Annotated in this window: 12 protein-coding genes and 1 pseudogene; 8 read left to right on the top strand and 5 right to left on the bottom strand. The window is 72.3% G+C overall.

Annotated features, from left to right (window positions below; genetic code table 11):
* Positions 1 to 244: 244 nt before the first annotated feature.
* The 3 genes from G9H72_RS15895 to G9H72_RS15885 all read left to right on the top strand — a co-directional run bounded on the left by G9H72_RS15895 (position 245) and on the right by G9H72_RS15885 (position 4,440).
* Positions 245 to 2,515 carry an AAA family ATPase gene (locus G9H72_RS15895; protein ID WP_166172827.1) on the top strand — a complete coding sequence of 757 codons (2,271 nt, stop codon included), beginning with the start codon at positions 245 to 247 and terminating at the stop codon, positions 2,513 to 2,515.
* Between the two features lie 91 nt (positions 2,516 to 2,606).
* Positions 2,607 to 3,707: an McrC family protein gene (locus tag G9H72_RS15890; RefSeq protein ID WP_166172825.1), complete on the top strand. Its 1,101-nt coding sequence runs from the start codon at positions 2,607 to 2,609 to the stop codon at positions 3,705 to 3,707.
* A gap of 307 nt (positions 3,708 to 4,014) precedes the next feature.
* Complete coding sequence (locus G9H72_RS15885) at positions 4,015 to 4,440, top strand: transposase (protein ID WP_166172823.1); 426 nt, start codon at positions 4,015 to 4,017, stop codon at positions 4,438 to 4,440.
* Between the two features lie 399 nt (positions 4,441 to 4,839).
* Here G9H72_RS15885 and G9H72_RS15880 read toward each other — a convergent pair whose 3' ends face one another.
* Positions 4,840 to 6,420: an SGNH/GDSL hydrolase family protein gene (locus tag G9H72_RS15880; RefSeq protein ID WP_166172821.1), complete on the bottom strand. Its 1,581-nt coding sequence runs from the start codon at positions 6,418 to 6,420 to the stop codon at positions 4,840 to 4,842.
* Between the two features lie 46 nt (positions 6,421 to 6,466).
* Positions 6,467 to 7,447: a helix-turn-helix domain-containing protein gene (locus G9H72_RS15875; protein WP_166172819.1), complete on the bottom strand. Its 981-nt coding sequence runs from the start codon at positions 7,445 to 7,447 to the stop codon at positions 6,467 to 6,469.
* A gap of 1,122 nt (positions 7,448 to 8,569) precedes the next feature.
* On the opposite strand from G9H72_RS15875, the gene G9H72_RS15870 reads away from it, so the two are divergent.
* Together G9H72_RS15870 and G9H72_RS23445 are read left to right on the top strand one after the other, a co-directional pair.
* Entirely contained in the window at positions 8,570 to 10,093 is a 1,524-nt protein-coding gene (locus G9H72_RS15870; protein ID WP_331272356.1) for a methyl-accepting chemotaxis protein, read from the top strand.
* 93 nt (positions 10,094 to 10,186) lie between these two features.
* Positions 10,187 to 10,426 (top strand): annotated as a pseudogene (locus G9H72_RS23445) (Dyp-type peroxidase domain-containing protein); the annotation flags it as partial.
* Between the two features lie 185 nt (positions 10,427 to 10,611).
* Here G9H72_RS23445 and G9H72_RS21840 read toward each other — a convergent pair.
* Positions 10,612 to 10,992 (bottom strand): winged helix-turn-helix transcriptional regulator, encoded by a 381-nt coding sequence (locus G9H72_RS21840; protein ID WP_331272355.1) that lies wholly within the window; start codon positions 10,990 to 10,992, stop codon positions 10,612 to 10,614.
* Between the two features lie 55 nt (positions 10,993 to 11,047).
* Here G9H72_RS21840 and G9H72_RS15860 point away from each other — a divergent pair, with 55 nt between their 5' ends.
* On the top strand, positions 11,048 to 11,905 hold the full coding sequence (locus G9H72_RS15860; protein ID WP_166172817.1) for an SDR family oxidoreductase: 858 nt from the start codon (positions 11,048 to 11,050) through the stop codon (positions 11,903 to 11,905).
* A 34-nt stretch (positions 11,906 to 11,939) separates the two neighbouring features.
* Here the strand turns inward: G9H72_RS15860 and G9H72_RS15855 are convergent, their stop codons facing one another.
* Complete coding sequence (locus tag G9H72_RS15855; RefSeq protein ID WP_166172815.1) at positions 11,940 to 13,679, bottom strand: putative bifunctional diguanylate cyclase/phosphodiesterase; 1,740 nt, start codon at positions 13,677 to 13,679, stop codon at positions 11,940 to 11,942.
* 139 nt (positions 13,680 to 13,818) lie between these two features.
* Positions 13,819 to 14,838, bottom strand: coding sequence for a GlxA family transcriptional regulator (locus G9H72_RS15850; RefSeq protein WP_166172813.1), 1,020 nt, complete (start codon positions 14,836 to 14,838; stop codon positions 13,819 to 13,821).
* Positions 14,839 to 14,937: 99 nt separating this feature from the next.
* On the opposite strand from G9H72_RS15850, the gene G9H72_RS15845 reads away from it, so the two are divergent.
* Together G9H72_RS15845 and G9H72_RS15840 are read left to right on the top strand one after the other, a co-directional pair.
* Positions 14,938 to 15,864, top strand: coding sequence for an alpha/beta hydrolase (locus G9H72_RS15845; protein WP_166172811.1), 927 nt, complete (start codon positions 14,938 to 14,940; stop codon positions 15,862 to 15,864).
* Positions 15,865 to 15,908: 44 nt separating this feature from the next.
* A complete protein-coding gene (locus tag G9H72_RS15840; protein ID WP_331272354.1) occupies positions 15,909 to 16,406 on the top strand; it encodes a DUF4396 domain-containing protein in 498 nt (165 codons plus the stop codon).
* The last annotated feature ends 304 nt before the right edge of the window (positions 16,407 to 16,710 follow it).

Here is a 16,710-nt window from a genome sequence, read left to right as displayed (position 1 = left end):
CGGGCTGCGCCACACGGGGCCGGGGGGGCGAGAGGCAGTTTCGCAAGCGCGGCCGGCGCGGGGCCGTGGCAGGATCGCCCTTCACGCCAGCCCCCGCCTGCCCACGGAGGTCGCTCTGTCCGCTACACGCGTCCCGCGGCCAAGCGCCGCGCCCGCCTATGCCGCCGCACAGCTCTGGGCCGGGCGGTGCCTGCTGGGCCAGCAGGGCCTGTTTGATGACCGTGCGCTGTACCGGCCCGCCGACTTGCTGCAGCTGCGCGAGGCGTTCACCGAGCAGCCGGACGAAAGCAGCGACGGCTTCCTGGTCAAGCTGCGGCGCCAGCTGAGCGGGGCACCGGACGCTGTGCCGCAGCTGGCAGCCGAGCTCCTGTTCGTGCACTTCCTGGTGGCGCACACCAGCGCCGTCGGCAGCAGCCGCAAGCGGGAAGTCGTCGAGGCCGTCCTCGGCTTCCGCGACGGCCTGCCGGCGATCCCGCAAGCCCTGGCTCCAGCGCTCGACGGCGGCCTCGTGAGCCCGGGCACCGCCTTCCACTCCCAGCGGTGGAAGCAGTTTGCCTATCTCATTGACTTCGCGCTGCGGGTAGCCGAGCAGAATGACGCCGAGCGCCGCCGGACCCTCGCCGAGCCTGAAGCCCTCCTCGAGCTGACCGAAGCCCTGCCCGAGCGGGGCGCCTACACGCAGCGGTTCGCCCTGGAGCACTTGCTGTTCCCCGACGTCTACGTCCCGCTCGTTAGCCGCAAGCACCGCGGGTTGGTGCTGGACGCCTGGCCGGAGCTGGCCGGGCCGCCCGCTCCGCAGTCGGCCCGGCTCAGCCGCGTGGCCACCGCTCTGGGCGGCGGGCAGGACAGCTACGTGGACCTGTACGCAGCGCCGTACGCCCGCAAGTGGCAGGGGCGGCCCAAGGCATGGGCGCTGGCGGGCCGGTGGGCACAGGCGCTGGCCCAGCATGTCGACCTCGCGGCACTCGCGGCTCAGGAGGCCGGGCACGCCCCGGCGCTGCAGGCAGCACGGGAGGACTTGCTCGCCGGGGGCAGTGCGTGGATGCAGGCCCTGGGGGAGGGCACGAGCGCTCCCTTGCTCGAGCCGGCCGTTGCCGCCTCCCTGCGGGCGTGGGCTGACCGGGACCCCGCGGCGCTGGCCAGCGTTCTGCGTGACCTGTGGGCGTCCGCGGATGAGAAGGCGGTACTCGATGGGACAGCAGCGGCCGCCCCGCCGGACTTGCTGCCCACCTCCGCCACCCGGCTGACCGCCGGGTCTTTCCTTCTGGGCGCGCTGCCCGCGACGCTGCATCCGCTGTGGCGGGCGTCTCTCGCCGACAGCGCGTACCGCACGTGGGAGGCGTACCGGCCGGCTAGCGCGGCGCCGCCCTCGGAGGTCTATGACTACTGGGCCAAGTTCCTTGACCAAGTACGCGAGGACGCCGCGCAGGACGGGCTGGCGGTACCGGACCGGGTGACAGCCCAGGCCCTGGTCCGGGCACTGTTGGAGGGCGAGGCGCCTGCGGGCTGGGCAACCAGCCAGGTGGCCGCTCTGCGCAGCTGGCGCGGGGGCAAGCCGGCCGAGCCGGTGGCCGGCCCTCCGGCAGGGCCAGCGGGCCCGGCGGCGGGCGAACGGCCGAAGCCTCCCGGCCAGCCGGGGCCGGAGCGTTCGCTCGCGGACCTCGCGGCGCAGCTGCTGCTCGACGAGCCGTTCCTCGACGACGCGGTGGAGCTGCTGCGCGACAAGAAGCAGGCGGTCTTCTACGGCCCTCCGGGCACGGGCAAGACCTTCGTGGCGCGCGAGCTCGCGGCCTGGCTGGCCGGGGACCGCGGCCGTGTCCAGTTGGTGCAGTTCCACCCCTCGTATGCCTACGAGGACTTTGTCGAGGGGCTGCGCCCGCGGCCGGAGGGACAAGGGTTCGCCCTCACCGATGGTCCGCTGAAGCAGATGGCCCGGGCGGCCGCGGCCGACCCCGCCCATACCTACGTCCTGGTCATTGATGAGCTGAACCGGGGCAACGTGGCCCGGGTCTTCGGGGAGCTGTACTTTCTGCTGGAGTACCGCGGCGAGGACGCCACCCTGCTCTACAGCAATGAGCCGTTCTCCCTGCCCGAGAACCTGCTGCTGCTGGCCACCATGAACAGCGCCGACCGGTCCATTGCGCTGCTGGACAGCGCGCTGCGCCGCAGGTTCTACTTCGTCGCGTTCACCCCGGACGAAGAGCCGGTGCGCGGGCTGCTGCGCCGCTATCTGGCCATCCACGCACCCGACTTGTTGTGGGTCGCAGACCTAGTCGACCAGGCGAACACACTGCTGGGCGACCCGTCCGCCGCGATCGGGCCGAGCCACTTCCTGCGGCCAGGTTTGGACGAACGGCAGATCCAGCGGGCTTGGGAACACTCCGTCATGCCCGCGCTGGAGGACCGCTTCTTCGGCCAGCCCGCCCGGCTGGCGCAGTTCAGCCTCGACGGGCTGCGCACAGCCCTCGCCCGCAACAGCGACGGCGATGACGATGAGCCAGCTGCGCCTGCGTGAGTGGGCGCCCGCGCCGGCCCTCGCGTTACCCGCACCCGTCATCAGGCTGCTCCGGCACACCTTCCGCGCGAGGGTGGAGCCTTCCACCACCGTGCCGGGAACGTTTGACGTGCTGCCCGGCAGCCGGGTGGGCGTAGCCGCGGCCGCAGAGTGGCAAGTCAGCATCGAGCCCAAGCTTCCCGTGCCCCGGGTCCTGTTCCTCGCCGCCTACGCCAGCGCGCCGCCCGGCTGGCAGCAGGACACCGGCCTCGAGCACGAAGAGGACCTGCTCGAAGGAGCCGCAGCCTTATTCGCCGGCCGCGCCCACCACGCGGTCAACGCCGGGCTGCTGCACGGCTACCACACCGTGGACGACGACCTCACCACGATCCGCGGCCGCGTCAACCTCGCCGGGCAGCTGCGCCGCCGGCCCGGCATCGATCTGCCAATCGCCGTCCGCTACCAGGGCTTCGACGAGAACGTCCTGGAGAACCAGCTCCTGCTCGCCGCCACGCACCTGCTGGGCAAGCTGCCGATCCGGTCCGCCGGCACCCGCCGGTCGCTGTACCGCCTGCTCGGCGCCTTCGAGCTCACCAGCCACATCTGGTTCCCCCCGAACGCCGTGCCCCACGTGACGTGGACCCGCCTGAACGCCCACTACCGCCCGGCCGTCGAGCTCGCCCGGATGCTGCTCGGCGCCGCAGCACCAGAGCTTCGCGGCGGGGACGGGGCAGGCGCCGCGCTGGTCCTGGACATGAACCGCGTCTTCGAAAGCTTCGTGCGCGCCGCCCTGCGCGACGCGCTCGGGCTCACCGAGCAGCAGTTCCCCGCCCCCGGCCGCGCCACCCCGCTCTGGCTCGACCGCGCCAGGCAGGTGCCGCTCAACCCCGACCTGTCCTGGTGGGAAGGCGCCCGCTGCCGCTGGGTAGGGGACGTGAAGTACAAGCAGGACACCGGGGCCGGGGCCAGCTCCGACCTCTATCAGTTACTTGCGTACATCACCGCCGCCGGCTTGCGCAGCGGCTGGCTCATCTACGCCGACGGCGCGCCCCGCCGCGTGCACGAGCTGCCCGGAGCCCAGGCCAGCCTCACTGTGGACCGGCTCGATACCGCGCTGCCACCCGCGGAGCTGCTGGCACAGATCGCGGCTCTTGCCTCCCGCATCAAAGCGAGCACTTCAACAACCGCGGAGCTGCGGCCAGCCGCCAGATGAGCGACAGGGCCGCCTGCTGCTCTGGGCGCGCGTCGCGTTCGCGCCTAAGCACCCAGCCGCACGACCGCGCCCGCGCTGCTATGGCGGGCTGGCAGGGGGGGCGGGTGTCATCTGACCGCTGTAGCCGTGTGACGAGGACCCCTCGATGGCGTTGACACTTCCCTGAGCTGTGGGGCTTGAGGACGTTGGTCGCTCTGACCGCCCTGGAGGGGCTGATGAGCGAGAAGCGCAAGTACCGGGTGTTCACACCGGAGCAGAAGGCCGAGTTCGTGCTGGCCGGGCTGTTTGGTGACCGTCGGTGCGGGACGTGTGCCGCGAGTACGAGATCGCCGAGACGCTGTACTACCAGTGGCGTGACCGGCTGCTCGAGGGCGGCAAGACGGCGTTGGCGACCCCGCGGGACAAGCCCTCGTCCGAGGCCCAGGAGCTCGCGGAGCTGAAGAAGAAGGTCGGCCAGCTCGAGCGGGCGCTCGGGCGCAAGACCTACGAGTTGGAGAACGCCGGGGAACTGTCGCGGGACTGGGAGGAAACGAGCGCGTCGTCCGGTCCCGCGTACTCGTGGCCAAGGGCTATCGCCCTTCGGCGGTGGCGCGCGTCGCGAAGGTGTCCCGTCAGGCGCTCTACCGCCGCCGAGCCCGCCGCCCAGCCGGTGCCGGCCCTGGCGCCGGGCGGCCCGGGGACGAGGCGATCGTGGAGGTGGCGAAGGCGAACCCGCTCGACGGCACCCGGATGATCGCCGCGCTCGCCTCCCGCGAGCTGAGCGAGCCGGTCAACCGCAAGCGCGTAGCGCGGAACGTGGCCGGCGAGCGTCACGTACGCCGCCTGACCGGCGGGAGCCCCCGTTCGGCGCGTGCCGGACGCTGGGAAGGTGCGCGAGTCCAAGCCGTGCGAGGTCCTTGACGAGGGCCAGTGGTGGCCCGGCCAGGTCCTCTCCTGGTATCGGCAGGGCGAGCGCTGGCGGCCATCGTCACCTACAGCAAGTTCGCCGGCCTGAAGTGCCACCAGGGACGCTGGGCCGAGGACGTGCGGCCTCCCACAGGCAGCCCCGGCGGGTCCGCAGTGACTGCTCATGGGCGGACAGCAGAAGGGTGCGGCGCCAGTCGGCACCGCCCCCTCTCCGTGGCTCGACCGGTCAGCCGCCGTTGGGGAAGTAGGGGTCGGTCCAGCCGAGGTAGGGGCTGTTCCAGCCGTCGGTGATGGCGCTCATCGGGACCAGAGCAATGGTCCCGGCGCCGCGGACGTCGTTGCTGATGACCATGCCGTTGCCGGCGGAGAGAGCGACGTGGCCGGCGCTGCCGCCGTTCCAGAAGACGAGTGCGCCGGCGGGCGGGTTGAGGTCGCCGGGGTGCTTGTGGTCGGACACCTGCCAGAACGTGCGGGCGTGGTGCGGTGCGGGAGCTCCGGAGTAGCTCCAGCCGTAGGCGTGGGCCACGAAGTTGAGGCACCGGCGGTACCACTGGGCCGGGCCGTCCTGCTGGGCTAGCGCCCACTGGATCGCCTGCTGGCAGGTGCGCGGGTTGCCCCGGGGCAGCGTGAACGTGCAGTCAGCGACGGGGACGCCGCTGTAGCCGCCGAGCCCGTCCGCGCACCCGGCGCCGCCGGCGTTGACCGGGTCGTCCTCCTCGTTCTCGGCGAGGGCGTTCCTGACGAGCTTGCCCACGCCTTTGACGCCGGCCTCGGTGAGCCCGCCATGGGGGCCGAGCCAGCCGGCGTTGGCTACGGCGAACGCGGCGACGTCTATCAGCTGTAGCCGGTCGTCGGCGTTGGCGAGAGCACGCAGGGCCGTGGCCGCGCGGGTGGAGCGTGGCGGGGTGACCCAGTAGACGGTGCGGTTTGCGCCGCCAGCCTCGAGAACCTTCTTCGCTCGGCTGGTGAACGCGGCCGCGTCGGCGTCGCTGTCCAAGCCGTCCTGCCCGCCGAGGCTGACCAAGAGAGTGCCCGGAAGGGCCGCGGCGCGGGCCTGCAGGTCGGCCAGGCCCTGGAAGGTGGTGCGCCCGTTGGCGACCGAAAGGGTCACAGCGCCGCCCTGGTAGGTGATGGGGAGCGCGTCGCGGATGTCCTCGGCAAGGTCGTCGCCCACCAGGAGCAGTCCGGGCGCGTCGAGGACGGTCTGCGCGACGACGGTGCCGGTGGCGGTGGGGCGGCCGAGCAGCCCGGCGACGATCTGGGCCGCCCGGTCCTCCCACTTGGCGTAGGCGTCCGGGTAGGCGGACACCTGCACGGCCTGGGCGGCGACGGTGATCGGCATGGCCTGCCAGCCCTCGACGTTCCCCAGCTCGTCGAGGAACTCGCCTGCCGCGTAGGTGGGGGTCATGCGCTGCTGGATCGAGCCCCAACCGGCGCGCTGCTGGAAGATGCCGACCGAGTCGTGGTCGCCCGGAGCGACGCCGTCGTTGGGGAAGCTCAGCGAATCGGGCACAGCGAACGAGGCAAGGTTGCGCAAGGTCGACTCCTGCAGCGCGGTGGCGATCGCGACGACCGCGGCGCGGGTGGGCATCCGGCGCTGCACCACCTCGGACACGATCGTGGTGGCGTTGCGGGCTTGGGCCTCGTCGAGGCCGGCGGAGGAGGGCACGGACCCGGACACCGCCACGGACGGCGGCAAGCAGGCCAGTGCCTCGGTCGTCGACGTGCCGACCACGGTGAGGGACGCGACGGCGAGGACGAACGCGGCGCCCGCGGCGGTGCCAGCGGCACCCGCGGACGCCGTCACGACCCCGCTCCCCGGGCGAGGCCAAGCCGGGAGAACGGTGGCAGCGTCATTCGTCTAGCCGCTCGTCGAGCAGTTCGCATGCGCGCCGTACAACGCTGGCGCGGGTAAGCGGGACTCCCTCTGCGCTCAATGCCTGCCGGGCGCGCGCTTGCAGGGTTACACGAAGCCCATCGACCGCGTCGAGCCGTTCCTCGTACGCGGTGAGGTCAGGGGAGTTTGTGGCCGGGGTGGTTTTGGCCGGCTGCCACCACGGCCCGGCTTCGGCCAGCCGCATGGGGGAGCGGGTAGCTGGATCGCCGGCGACGGCGAGCAGCGCGGCCGGGACCGCGTGGGGCGGCCAGCCGCGGTGATGCACGGCCAGCTGGATCGCCGGCAGCAGCCCGGCGGGGGACCAGCGCCCGACGGGCAGGCATTGCGCTTGTCGGGCGGCCGCGCATCGGGCGGCCAGGGCGGCCAGGTCGTCGATGCCGCAGGCGGCGAGCAGGCCGTCCGCGAGGTCGAGGTGACGCCGGGCTCGAGCGGGGGGCGGGGGAGGGGGAGTGTCGGTAGATGGGTCTGGGTTGGGCCGCAGGGGTGCGGCCACGGTCGCCGCAGGCGTGCGGCCAGGGGTGGCCGTAGTTCTACGGCCACCTCCAGGTCCGTTGGAACGGGTAGCCGCAGATGTGCGGTCACTGGTTGAGCTGCCGCTTTGTAGCAGCGGCCCGGAGGTCCGTACCTGGTAGCGGTTGGTCAGGTTCTGCCGGCCAACCCGTCGGCGCTCCACGTGTACGACGCCGGCGGTCTCGAGCTCGCGCATCGCCCGGTCGACCGAGTCCACCGACCGGTGCAGCCGGCGGGCGAGGAGGGACCGCGACGGCATCCGGCAGCCGGAGCTGTTGCCGTAGCGGAGAAGCAACGTGTAAAGCCGGAAGGCAGCGTCCGACAGGTCCGCGTCGATCACCCACTCGGGGACGATCGAGAAGCGCTGCTCCTCGACGAACAGCGAGCCGGCGTCCCCGAGCTCCCTGTCTGACTCGCTGACGGTCACGCTGGCCTCCCGGTGCCGGTCCGCGCGTTCGCAGAACGGGCAAGCGCGCAGCCGCACGACGGGCAGCGAGCGTTGGGGGGTTGAGCCGGCGCGGGGGCGAGCAGGACTGCGCCTGCCCCAAGCCGCGCCCCGTACCGGGCGGCTTCCCAGTGTCGGCGGCAGAGGTAGACGCGCCCGCCGGCTCGACCGTTCAGGACGACGACGGCGGGGTCGTCGCACACTGGGTTCTCGCACACGTGCGAGCGCATGACAGTGCCGTCCCTCCGTGCACACCGGAAGCGCACTTCGCGGCAACGAGGGTCGCCGCGTTGGCAGCGCGCTAGGGAACGCCGCGGCTCTGCACGGACCAGCCGTACTCCGCGGGCTCATCGGCACCAGGCGGACGCACGAAACCGCAGGTCACGGCCCTGCCACTACTACGCGGCACGAGCCGTACCAGCACCAGGCTGCCTACGGATCAGAAGGTTAGGGGTTCGAGTCCCTTCGGGCGCACGCTGTGTCGAGACAGTAGGACGAGGCCCTGGCCTGCGGAAACGCGGCCGGGGCCTTGTGCTGCTCACGGGGAGGCGCGGGCGTTCATGGTGCCCTGAGCCCCCGTCAGCGCCCCGCGCTGACGCCCCGCTGACATACGCCGCCGGGGTGATCTGTAGGGCGAGCGCGGTCCGGTCTGCGGCCCCACGACCCAACGCTCGGGATCACGCGGTAGTAGAGATTCGCTCTGACGGCCGTTGGTCATGAACGAGTCGCGCAGAATGCGGCTTGATGGCGGGTGGGCCTTCGCCCGGTGCAGATCATGGACCTCACGCTCGACCTCGGCGATCCGCTGCCGGTCGTCGGTCGAGTGCCCGGCTTGTGCCCGCTCTGGACCTCGGCCTGATTGACCCCCTCCATACGACCCGAGGCGGCTCAGTTCGTGGTGACGTCTGCCGTGTCTCGGCTCGGCGCGCCGAAGCTCTCAGATCGGGTCACGGACTACCGATGGTCCTGCGAACAGGGCCTCCGGCCGGGCACCACTCATGGCTCCCAGCTGGGCGGCCTGCTGGAACCGAGTGAGCGAGGGCCCACATGTCGAAGATCCGCTGGACTGTCGGGCGCCGACTCGCCGCAGGGTTCGCCGCAGCCGTGCTGCTGCTGGTGGTCATCGGCGGCACCTCCTTGCGCAACGTCGGCCTGATGGAGCGAGACGCCGCCGCGGTCGAACATACGCACGAGGTACTCGACGGCATCGATGCCGTCCTTGGCGACCTCCAGAACGCCGAGACGGGCCAGCGAGGCTTCCTCATCACTGGTGTCGACGCCTACCTCGAGCCGTACGAGGCCGCCACGACGGCCTCCGAGGAGCACCTCGACGAGATCGCCCGCCTCACGTCGGACAACGCCGAGCAGCAGCAGCGCATCGAGGCACTTCGACCGCTGGTGACGGCCAAGTTCGCCGAGATGGAGCAGACGATCTCGCTGCGGCGAAGCGAAGGGTTCGAGGCTGCTCAGGCCGTCGTCCTGACGGACACGGGGAAGGCGGTGATGGACGACATCCGTGAGCTGACCGATGCGATGACGACCGAGGAGAGCTCTCTGCTCACCGAGCGCGCGGACGCTTCCGCGGCTGCTGCGAGCGCGGTCCGCGCCGTCGTCATCGGGGGCACCCTGCTGGGCACCGTCGCCTTCATCGTGATCGGGCTGCTGATCGCCCGTGCGATCGGCCGACCCCTGAACCGCCTCACCGAGCGCCTCGAGCAGATCGCCGACGGCGACGGTGACCTGACCTCACGGGTGGACGCGGACCGCAACGACGAGTTCGGCGCCCTCGGACGCTCCTTCAACGGGTTCGTCGCGAAGATCCAGGAGACCGTGGCTGCAGCCAGCCGATCCGCCCAGGCGGTCGCCTCCGCGAGCGAGGAACTGACCGCATCGTCCGCCTCGATCGCTACCTCGGCCGAGCTCGCTTCGGCAGAGGCCGGGGGCGTGGCTGCCGCAGCCGAGCAGGTCTCGGCCAGCGTGCAGACGGTGTCGGCTGGAGCCGAGGAGATGGGCGCGTCGATCCAGGAGATCGCGCACAGCACCTCGCAGGCGGCCGAGGTGGCCGGCCAAGCAGTCCTGGTCGCTGAGCAGACCAATGCCACCATGGCTGAGCTGGGCGAGAGCTCCCGCGAGATCAGCGACGTGGTCAAGGTCATCACGTCGATCGCCGAGCAGACCAACCTGCTGGCGCTCAACGCCACCATCGAGGCCGCTCGGGCCGGTGAGGCCGGCAAGGGGTTCGCCGTCGTCGCTGGAGAGGTAAAGGACCTGGCTCAGGAGACGGCACGCGCCACCGGTGACATCGTCTCGCGCGTCGAGAAGATCCAGTCGGTCACCGCCACGGCGGTCAGCGCCATCGGCGAGATCGCGGCCATCATCTCGCGCATCAACGACTACCAGACCACCATCGCCTCCGCAGTGGAGGAGCAGTCGGCCACCACTGCGGAAATGGGCCGCAGCGTGTCCGAAGCCGCGGCGAGCGCGACCGAGATCGCCAGCAACATCGCCTCCGTCGCCTCCGCCACGTCCTCGACCAGCGACGGCGTGGGCGAGACGCAACGGGCAGCCACTGGGCTCGCGTCGTTGTCCGGGGAGCTTCAGGCGCTGGTCGCCCGCTTCAAGTACTAAGGCTGGGAAGCTCCGGCAAGCCCGAGCCGGCTCTCCGAAGAGCTTGGGGCCGAAGCCGAAGGCGACGGTCAGCCCGGGCTGGAAACAGCCGTAGTGCGATACACGAGTCACTACGGGCACCCGGCACCGGCCCGGACGGGCGGGCGCTGGCTCCCCACGGGAGAGCGCCGCCGGCAACGTCCACTGCTGCAACAGCCTGGCCAGCACCTGCAACGGCGCCGCACAAGGTCGGTCCAGCTCGAGCCATTGCCGGCCTTCCTCGGTGACCAGCTGATGAGCTCGCGCACCGGTGGCGATCTGCTGATCCAGATGTGCGCCGACGACCCGCAGGTTCCCTCTCACGCTTCTCTTCAGATGCGCGCATTCTGTCGGAGTGGCGAGGCTGGGCTGGTCCCAGCAGGACTCACCAGCCCGCCCACGGGCCCACCGACAGGGCTGTGCGAACGTCGGCCAGCCGCTTGCGTTATCCCAGCGGCCGGCGGCGAGGCTGCACCCGGACACGGCGAGCTGCGGTTCTGTCAGCGCCTCACGGCGACGCCCGCCTGCCTGCCGCCGACGTCTGCCGCAGCGTCCTGCTCGCCCCACTGGAGCATGGCCATGAGCACCGGGCGGATGCTGTGCCCGCGCGCCGTCAGCTCGTAGACCACCCGCGGCGGCACCTCCGCGTGGACCGTGCGGGTGAGCACGCCCTGGTGCTCGAGCATCCGCAGCCTGTCGGTGAGCGTCTTCGGGCTGGGGCCGCCGAGCCGTGCGCGCAGCTCGGTGAAGCGCAGCGGGCCGGAGAGCAGCTCGCGCAGCACCAGGGTCGACCACTTGCCCTCGAGGATCTCCAGGGCGCGCTCGACCCCGCACCCGGCCGCGGGCGCGCGCAGCAGCTCGTCCGCCAATGGTTCCTCCACGGTCTCTAGGTTACGTGCTAGGTACTGCTTCAGAGAAGGAACTAGCGTCCGCTCCATGACGAACATCGCAGTCACCTCAGCGGCCAGCAGCCAGATGACCCCCGTGGTCCGCGCCCTGCGCGCGACCGGCCACCGCGTACGGGCCCTGCACCGCCCGCAGGGCCGCGTCCTCGCCGCGTGGGACGAGGCGGCACCAGCCGATCTGCTCGAGCCGGACTCGCTCGTCCGTGCCCTGGACGGAGTGCAGGCCGCTGTCGTCGGCCTTCCGCTCGAGTTCGAGGCCGGCGCGGCCCGGCGCCAGGCCGAGAACCTGTTGCTCGCGGTGCAGAAGACCGGCGTCGGCAGGGTCGTCCTCAACACGGGGACGCCGCTGCCACCGACCGCTGTCGGGGTGCCCTTCCTCGACACCCGCCGATGGCTGGCGGACGAGCTGGCTGCCAGTGGCGCCGTCACCGCCGTGGTCCATCCCGCCGCGACCTACCTGGAGAACCTGGTGGCCCCGTGGTCCCTGCCCCTCCTGCGCGAGGGGGTGCTCGAGTACCCGCTGCCGGCGGAGGCGCCGATCCCGTGGGTCGCAGGGTCCGATCTCGCTGACGTGGTCGTCGAGCTCGTCGACGCGGAGCGGCCCGCTCGGCTGACGGTCGTGGCGGGCCCGGAGGACCTGCAGGGCCTACAGCTGGCACGAGCCCTGTCCGCGGGGATGGGCCGTGAGGTCGAGTGGCAGACCATCAGCCCCGCGCGGTACGAGCAGCTGCTGCGCCCGCACCTCGGCGAGCGCGCTGCGGCGGGAGTCGCCGGGGCGTACGCCGAGACGGGACCGCCGCCCGCCCTGCCGGAGGACGCCGCCCTCGTCCGGGGCCGGACCAGCGCGACCGGCTGGGTGCGCCAGGCCCTCGCGGGCAGCGACGGCTGAGACGCCCGCCGAGCCCGGCAGGCAGGGCGCGCTGTCAAGCCTCTGGGGCTCGGGCGACGCCGGGGCGGCCCAGGTAGCCGTCGGCCTCTGATCGGGCCAGCAGCCCGCGCACCTGCTCCTGCGGCAGTGGGCGTGACAGGTAGAACCCCTGCGCCTGGTCCGCGCCGAGCTTCCGGACCAGGTCGAGCTGCTGCGCGGTCTCGACGCCCTCGGCCACCACCTGGAGCCCGAGGGCGTGACCGAGATCGATGACGGCGCGGGCGACGGGAGTGCCGGTGGAGGTGTCCGAGGCGGCTGCGAGCAGGCTGCGGTCGAGCTTGAGCGTGCAAGCCGGCAGACGCTGCAGCCAGGACAGCGAGGAGTACCCGGCGCCGAAGTCGTCGAGCGCTACGCCGACGCCCAGACGCCGCAAGCGCCCGAGGGACGCGATGACGTGGGGGAGGTCGGTGAGTGCCTGGTGCTCGGTCACCTCGAGCTCGAGGCGCTCGGGCGCGAGACCGGTACCCGTGAGGACCTGGTGCACCTGGTCGACGATGTCGGTCGTCGCCAGCTGAGCGGCTGCGAGGTTGACCTCCACGACCGGTGGCTGCGGCGTGACCGCTGCCCAGCCACATGCTTCGGCACAGGCCGTGCGCAGAACCCAGGCGCCGACCTCGACGATGAGCCCGGTCTCCTCCAGCGCCTCGAGGAAGACGCCGGGGTGAAGCAGGCCGCGGGTCGGGTGCTGCCAGCGCAGCAGCGCCTCGACCCCGACCGGGCGGCCGGTGGCCAGGTCGTACTTGGGCTGGTAGTGCAGCGCGAACTCGCCGCGCTGGACGGCAGCCCGCAGGTCGTTCTCGAGGTGGTAGCGGTGCCGGGACCGCTCCCCCATTCCCGCGTCGAACAGCACCACGCGGCCGCGCCCGCGTCGCTTGGCCTCGTAGAGGGCGGCGTCGGCCTCCGAGAGCACCTGGTCCACGGGCACCGCGTCATGGGCGACGGTGACCCCCATGGACAGGCCGACGCGCACGGCGGCGCTCGAGCTCGCCGGTAGCGGCTTGATCGCCTGGTGCAGCCTGGTGGCCAGCGACAGCGCGTCCTGAGCCCCGTCGAGGTCCTGGGCCAGGACCACGAACTCGTCCCCGGACAGCCGGGCCAGCGAGTCGCTGGGACGCAGCGCCGTGTGCAGGCTGTCGGCGACGTGGAGCAGGGCCTGGTCACCCACGGCGTGACCGAAGGTGTCGTTGACCAGCTTCAGCCCGTCGACGTCGCAGAAGACCACCCCGATGGCCCGCTCCGTGCGCGGGAGCCGGGCAAGGGCCTGCTCGAGGTCGTGCATGAACAGCCGGCGGTTCGGCAGCCCGGTGAGCGCGTCGTGCAGCGCGGCGTGCTCCAGCCCACGCTGCAGCTCGCGCAGCTCGGTGATGTCGCGGTACTGCGCGACGATCCACTCCCCGCCCACCGCGCGCGCGTTCATCGCGAAGACCCGGCCGGCCAGCTGCGGGTCGTTGCTCTCGTCCCTGGCGTACTCCCCGTCCAGGGAGCCGCCGGTCGTCAAGAGCTCCGCGAAGGCATCGATCAGCGTGGCGTCCTCAGGAGCGAACACCTCCAGCAGCGTGCGGCCGAGCAGCTCGCGGCCGGCGTTCTGCTCGGCCCGCGCGTTGACGAGCTCGTGGCGGAGGTCGTAGACGCGACCGTCGGCGTCTCGGACGGCGCGCATGACGACGACGCCGTCGGTGGGGTGGAGCGCGACAGCCTGAGCGAGCGCTTCCACCGCCTCGTCCCGGTACGACACGGCTGAGATTGTGCCCGGCGGTACGGAGTGCCCCGATCGGCGGAGCCCACCGCACCGCTCGGGGGCGGTCACCCACCGGGGTGGGCGCCCCCTCGATCGACCCCGGCGCCTGCCGATGGGCCCGGGCCACGGCGCCGGCTCACCCAGCCCCGCGCGCCGCGAAGGTCCGGCGGTACTGCGCCGGGCTGACCTTGGTGGCCGCGACGAAGTTGCGCCGCAGCGCCTCGCTCGACCCGAACCCGCAGCGGTGCGCGATCTGCTCGACGGAGAGCTGGGTGCCCTCGAGCAGCTCGCGCGCCCGCGCGACCCGCTGGCACGTGACCCAGGCCGTCACGCTGCTACCCGTCGTGGCACGGAAGCGCCGGCGGAGCGTGCGGTCGCTCATGTGGCTCTGTCGGCTGATGGTGGCCAGGTCGAGCGGCTCGTCGAGGTGGTCGAGGATCCACGTCATGAGGCCGCCGACCTCGTCGTCGCGGTCCGGAGGCGGAACGGCCTCGATGTACTGCGCCTGCCCGCCGGCCCGGTGAGGTGGGCTGACGAGGAAGCGGGCCATGCGGTTGGCGGCGGCCTGTCCCAGGTCCGAGCGCAGGACATGGAGGCAGAGGTCTGCGCCCGCGAGGACGCCGGCCGAGGTGAGCACCCCGGTGTCCTCCACGTAGAGCTCTGACTCGATCACGCGTACGGCGGGGTGGCGTCGCTGGAGCTCGCGTGCCCAGTACCAGTGCGTGGTGGCGCGCCGCCCGTCCAGGACCCCGGCGGCCGCGAGCGCGAAGGCCCCGGTGCAGATCGAGAGCAGGCGTGCGCCGTTCGCGTGGGCGGTGCGCAGCGCATCCGCCACGTCGTGGTCGACCGAAGCGTCCGGGTCGTGGACGCCCGGAACGATGACGGTGTCGGCCCCCGCGACGGCATCGAGGGACGCGGTCGTGCGCGGGACGAGCAGGTCCTCGCCCAGACCGGCAGGATCGGCGCAGGCGATGGAGAGCGCGTACGGGCTGTCGGTCGCCCCGAGGGCCTCGTAGAGGTAGGCGGGCCACCGCCCGAACACCTGCAGCGGGATGGCCAGGTCGAGGGCGACCATGCCGGACTGCACCACGACGACGACCCGGTGCGGGTGCGGCCCCTGCGCGCGACTGGCCGGATCCGTGGGGATGTTGACCATCGACCCAGCGTAGGAAGGTCATCCGCGCCCCTACGGTCATGCGTCGTCAGCCTTCACCAGGTTGACCACCAGCTGTCACAGAAGGGGCGAGGGCCGACCATGGGCGAGCTGACGCAGGTCGAGCAGGGGGAGATCGAGCGCGCCAACGACTCCGGGAGGCCGGTCGTCGTCTTCGTGCACGGGTTGTGGCTGCTGTCGAGCAGCTGGGACCGGTGGCGGGCAGCGTTCGAGGAGGCCGGGTACGCCACGATCGCGCCCGGGTGGCCGGACGACCCGGCGAGCGTGGAGGACGCACGGGCGGAGCCGCAGGCCTTCGCGCACAAGATGGTCAAGCAGGTCTCGGACCACTACGCGTCCGCCCTCGGGCAGTTGCGCGCTGCCCCGGCTGTGGTCGGGCACTCGTTCGGTGGGCTCATCGCGCAGCGCCTCGCAGGTGAGGGCCTGTCCGCGGTCACCGTCGCCATCGACCCGGCGCCCTTCCGGGGTGTGCTGCCGCTGCCGGTCTCTTCGTTGCGCTCCGCAGCCCCGGTGCTGGCGAACCCGGCGAACATCGGGCGGGCCGTGGCCCTCACGTACGAGCAGTTCCGCTACGGATGGACGAACGTCGTGTCGGAGGAGGAGTCGCGGGCGCTGTACGACGAGTTCCACGTCGCGGCCTCGGGTGTGCCGCTCTTCCAGGCCGCTGCGGCGAACCTCAACCCGTTCACCGAGGTGCGCGTCGACGTGCACAACCCGGACCGCGGCCCGCTGCTGCTCATCTCCGGTGAGCAGGACAACACCGTCCCATGGGCGCTGACGAACGCCGCGTTCAAGCGGCAGCGGCACAACCCGGGGACCACGAAGATCGTCGAGATCCTGGGCCGAGGGCATTCGTTGACGATCGACTCGGGGTGGCGCGAGGTCGCCGAGACCGCGCTCGGCTTCGTGTCCCGGCACCTGCCCGTGACGCCGGGCGCCGCGGAGCAGCCCTCCCCGACGGTGGTCGCCCAGCGCACCGCAGCGGCGGCCGACGAGGCGCGGGCGTGACACCGGCCCAGGGCGGGCCCCGGCAGCACCTCGACGTGCCACGCGTGCCCGGGCAGCATGCTCCCGCACGGGGCGGCCATCGCCCCGCGGCGGGCTCTCCCGAGCAGCGGCAGCTGGGCCGGCTGGCGGTCTCCGCAACCGTGCACTGCCTCACCGGCTGCGCGATCGGCGAGGTCCTCGGGATGGTGCTTGCGACCTGGTGGGGCTGGCCGGACCTGCCCAGCATCGCGCTGGCCGTCACCCTCGCCTTCCTGTTCGGGTACGCCCTGACCATCCGTCCCGTCCTGCGAGCAGGGCTTCCGCTCGGGCAGGCATTGCGCCTCGCGCTCGCGGCGGACACGGTGTCGCTGATCTCCATGGAGACGATCGACAACGCGGTGATGCTGGGGTGGCCGGGCGCCATGGACGCCGGCCTGACGGACGTCCTCTTCTGGGGCGCGATGGCCGTCGCACTGGCGGTGGCGTTCGTCGTCACGGTGCCGGTGAACTACGCCCTCGTCCGGCGTGGCAAGGGGCACGCGGTCGTCGCCGGGCTGCACTGAGGCCGGCGTGAGCCGACCCGCCGTGCGCCGGGTCCGCAGCTCGGGGGCCAGGTGCCGGCGCGGCTCGCGACCGGCGACCGGCGCTGCCGCACTGCTTTCTCGGCGCTCCCGGCCGCGGCTCGCGTGCGATGGTGGCGGGCTGTCGCGGCGCCCCGTTGCCGGGATCGAGGCGCCCCCTCCGTATGAGCTGAGAGGGCGCCGGGACCGGCGTAGTCGTAGGCCCGGAGCCGGTGGCCTTCGTCGCCTCGTACGCGAGGGGCGACGTCGTGCCCCGGCTGCGGGCGGCTCTTCACGTCGACGCCAC

Source organism: Motilibacter aurantiacus (assembly GCF_011250645.1).
Classification (GTDB): Bacteria; Actinomycetota; Actinomycetes; order Motilibacterales; family Motilibacteraceae; genus Motilibacter_A; species Motilibacter_A aurantiacus.
This window is presented reverse-complemented; position numbering and strand designations above follow the sequence as displayed.

Bases quoted from the DNA above. Each gene is read 5' to 3' on its own strand.
- G9H72_RS15860 (WP_166172817.1), top strand. From the start codon at position 11,048: ATGACGAACATCGCAGTCACCTCAGCGGCCAGCAGCCAGATGACCCCC.
- G9H72_RS15845 (WP_166172811.1), top strand. From the start codon at position 14,938: ATGGGCGAGCTGACGCAGGTCGAGCAGGGGGAGATCGAGCGCGCCAAC.
- G9H72_RS15850 (WP_166172813.1), bottom strand. From the start codon at position 14,838: ATGGTCAACATCCCCACGGATCCGGCCAGTCGCGCGCAGGGGCCGCAC.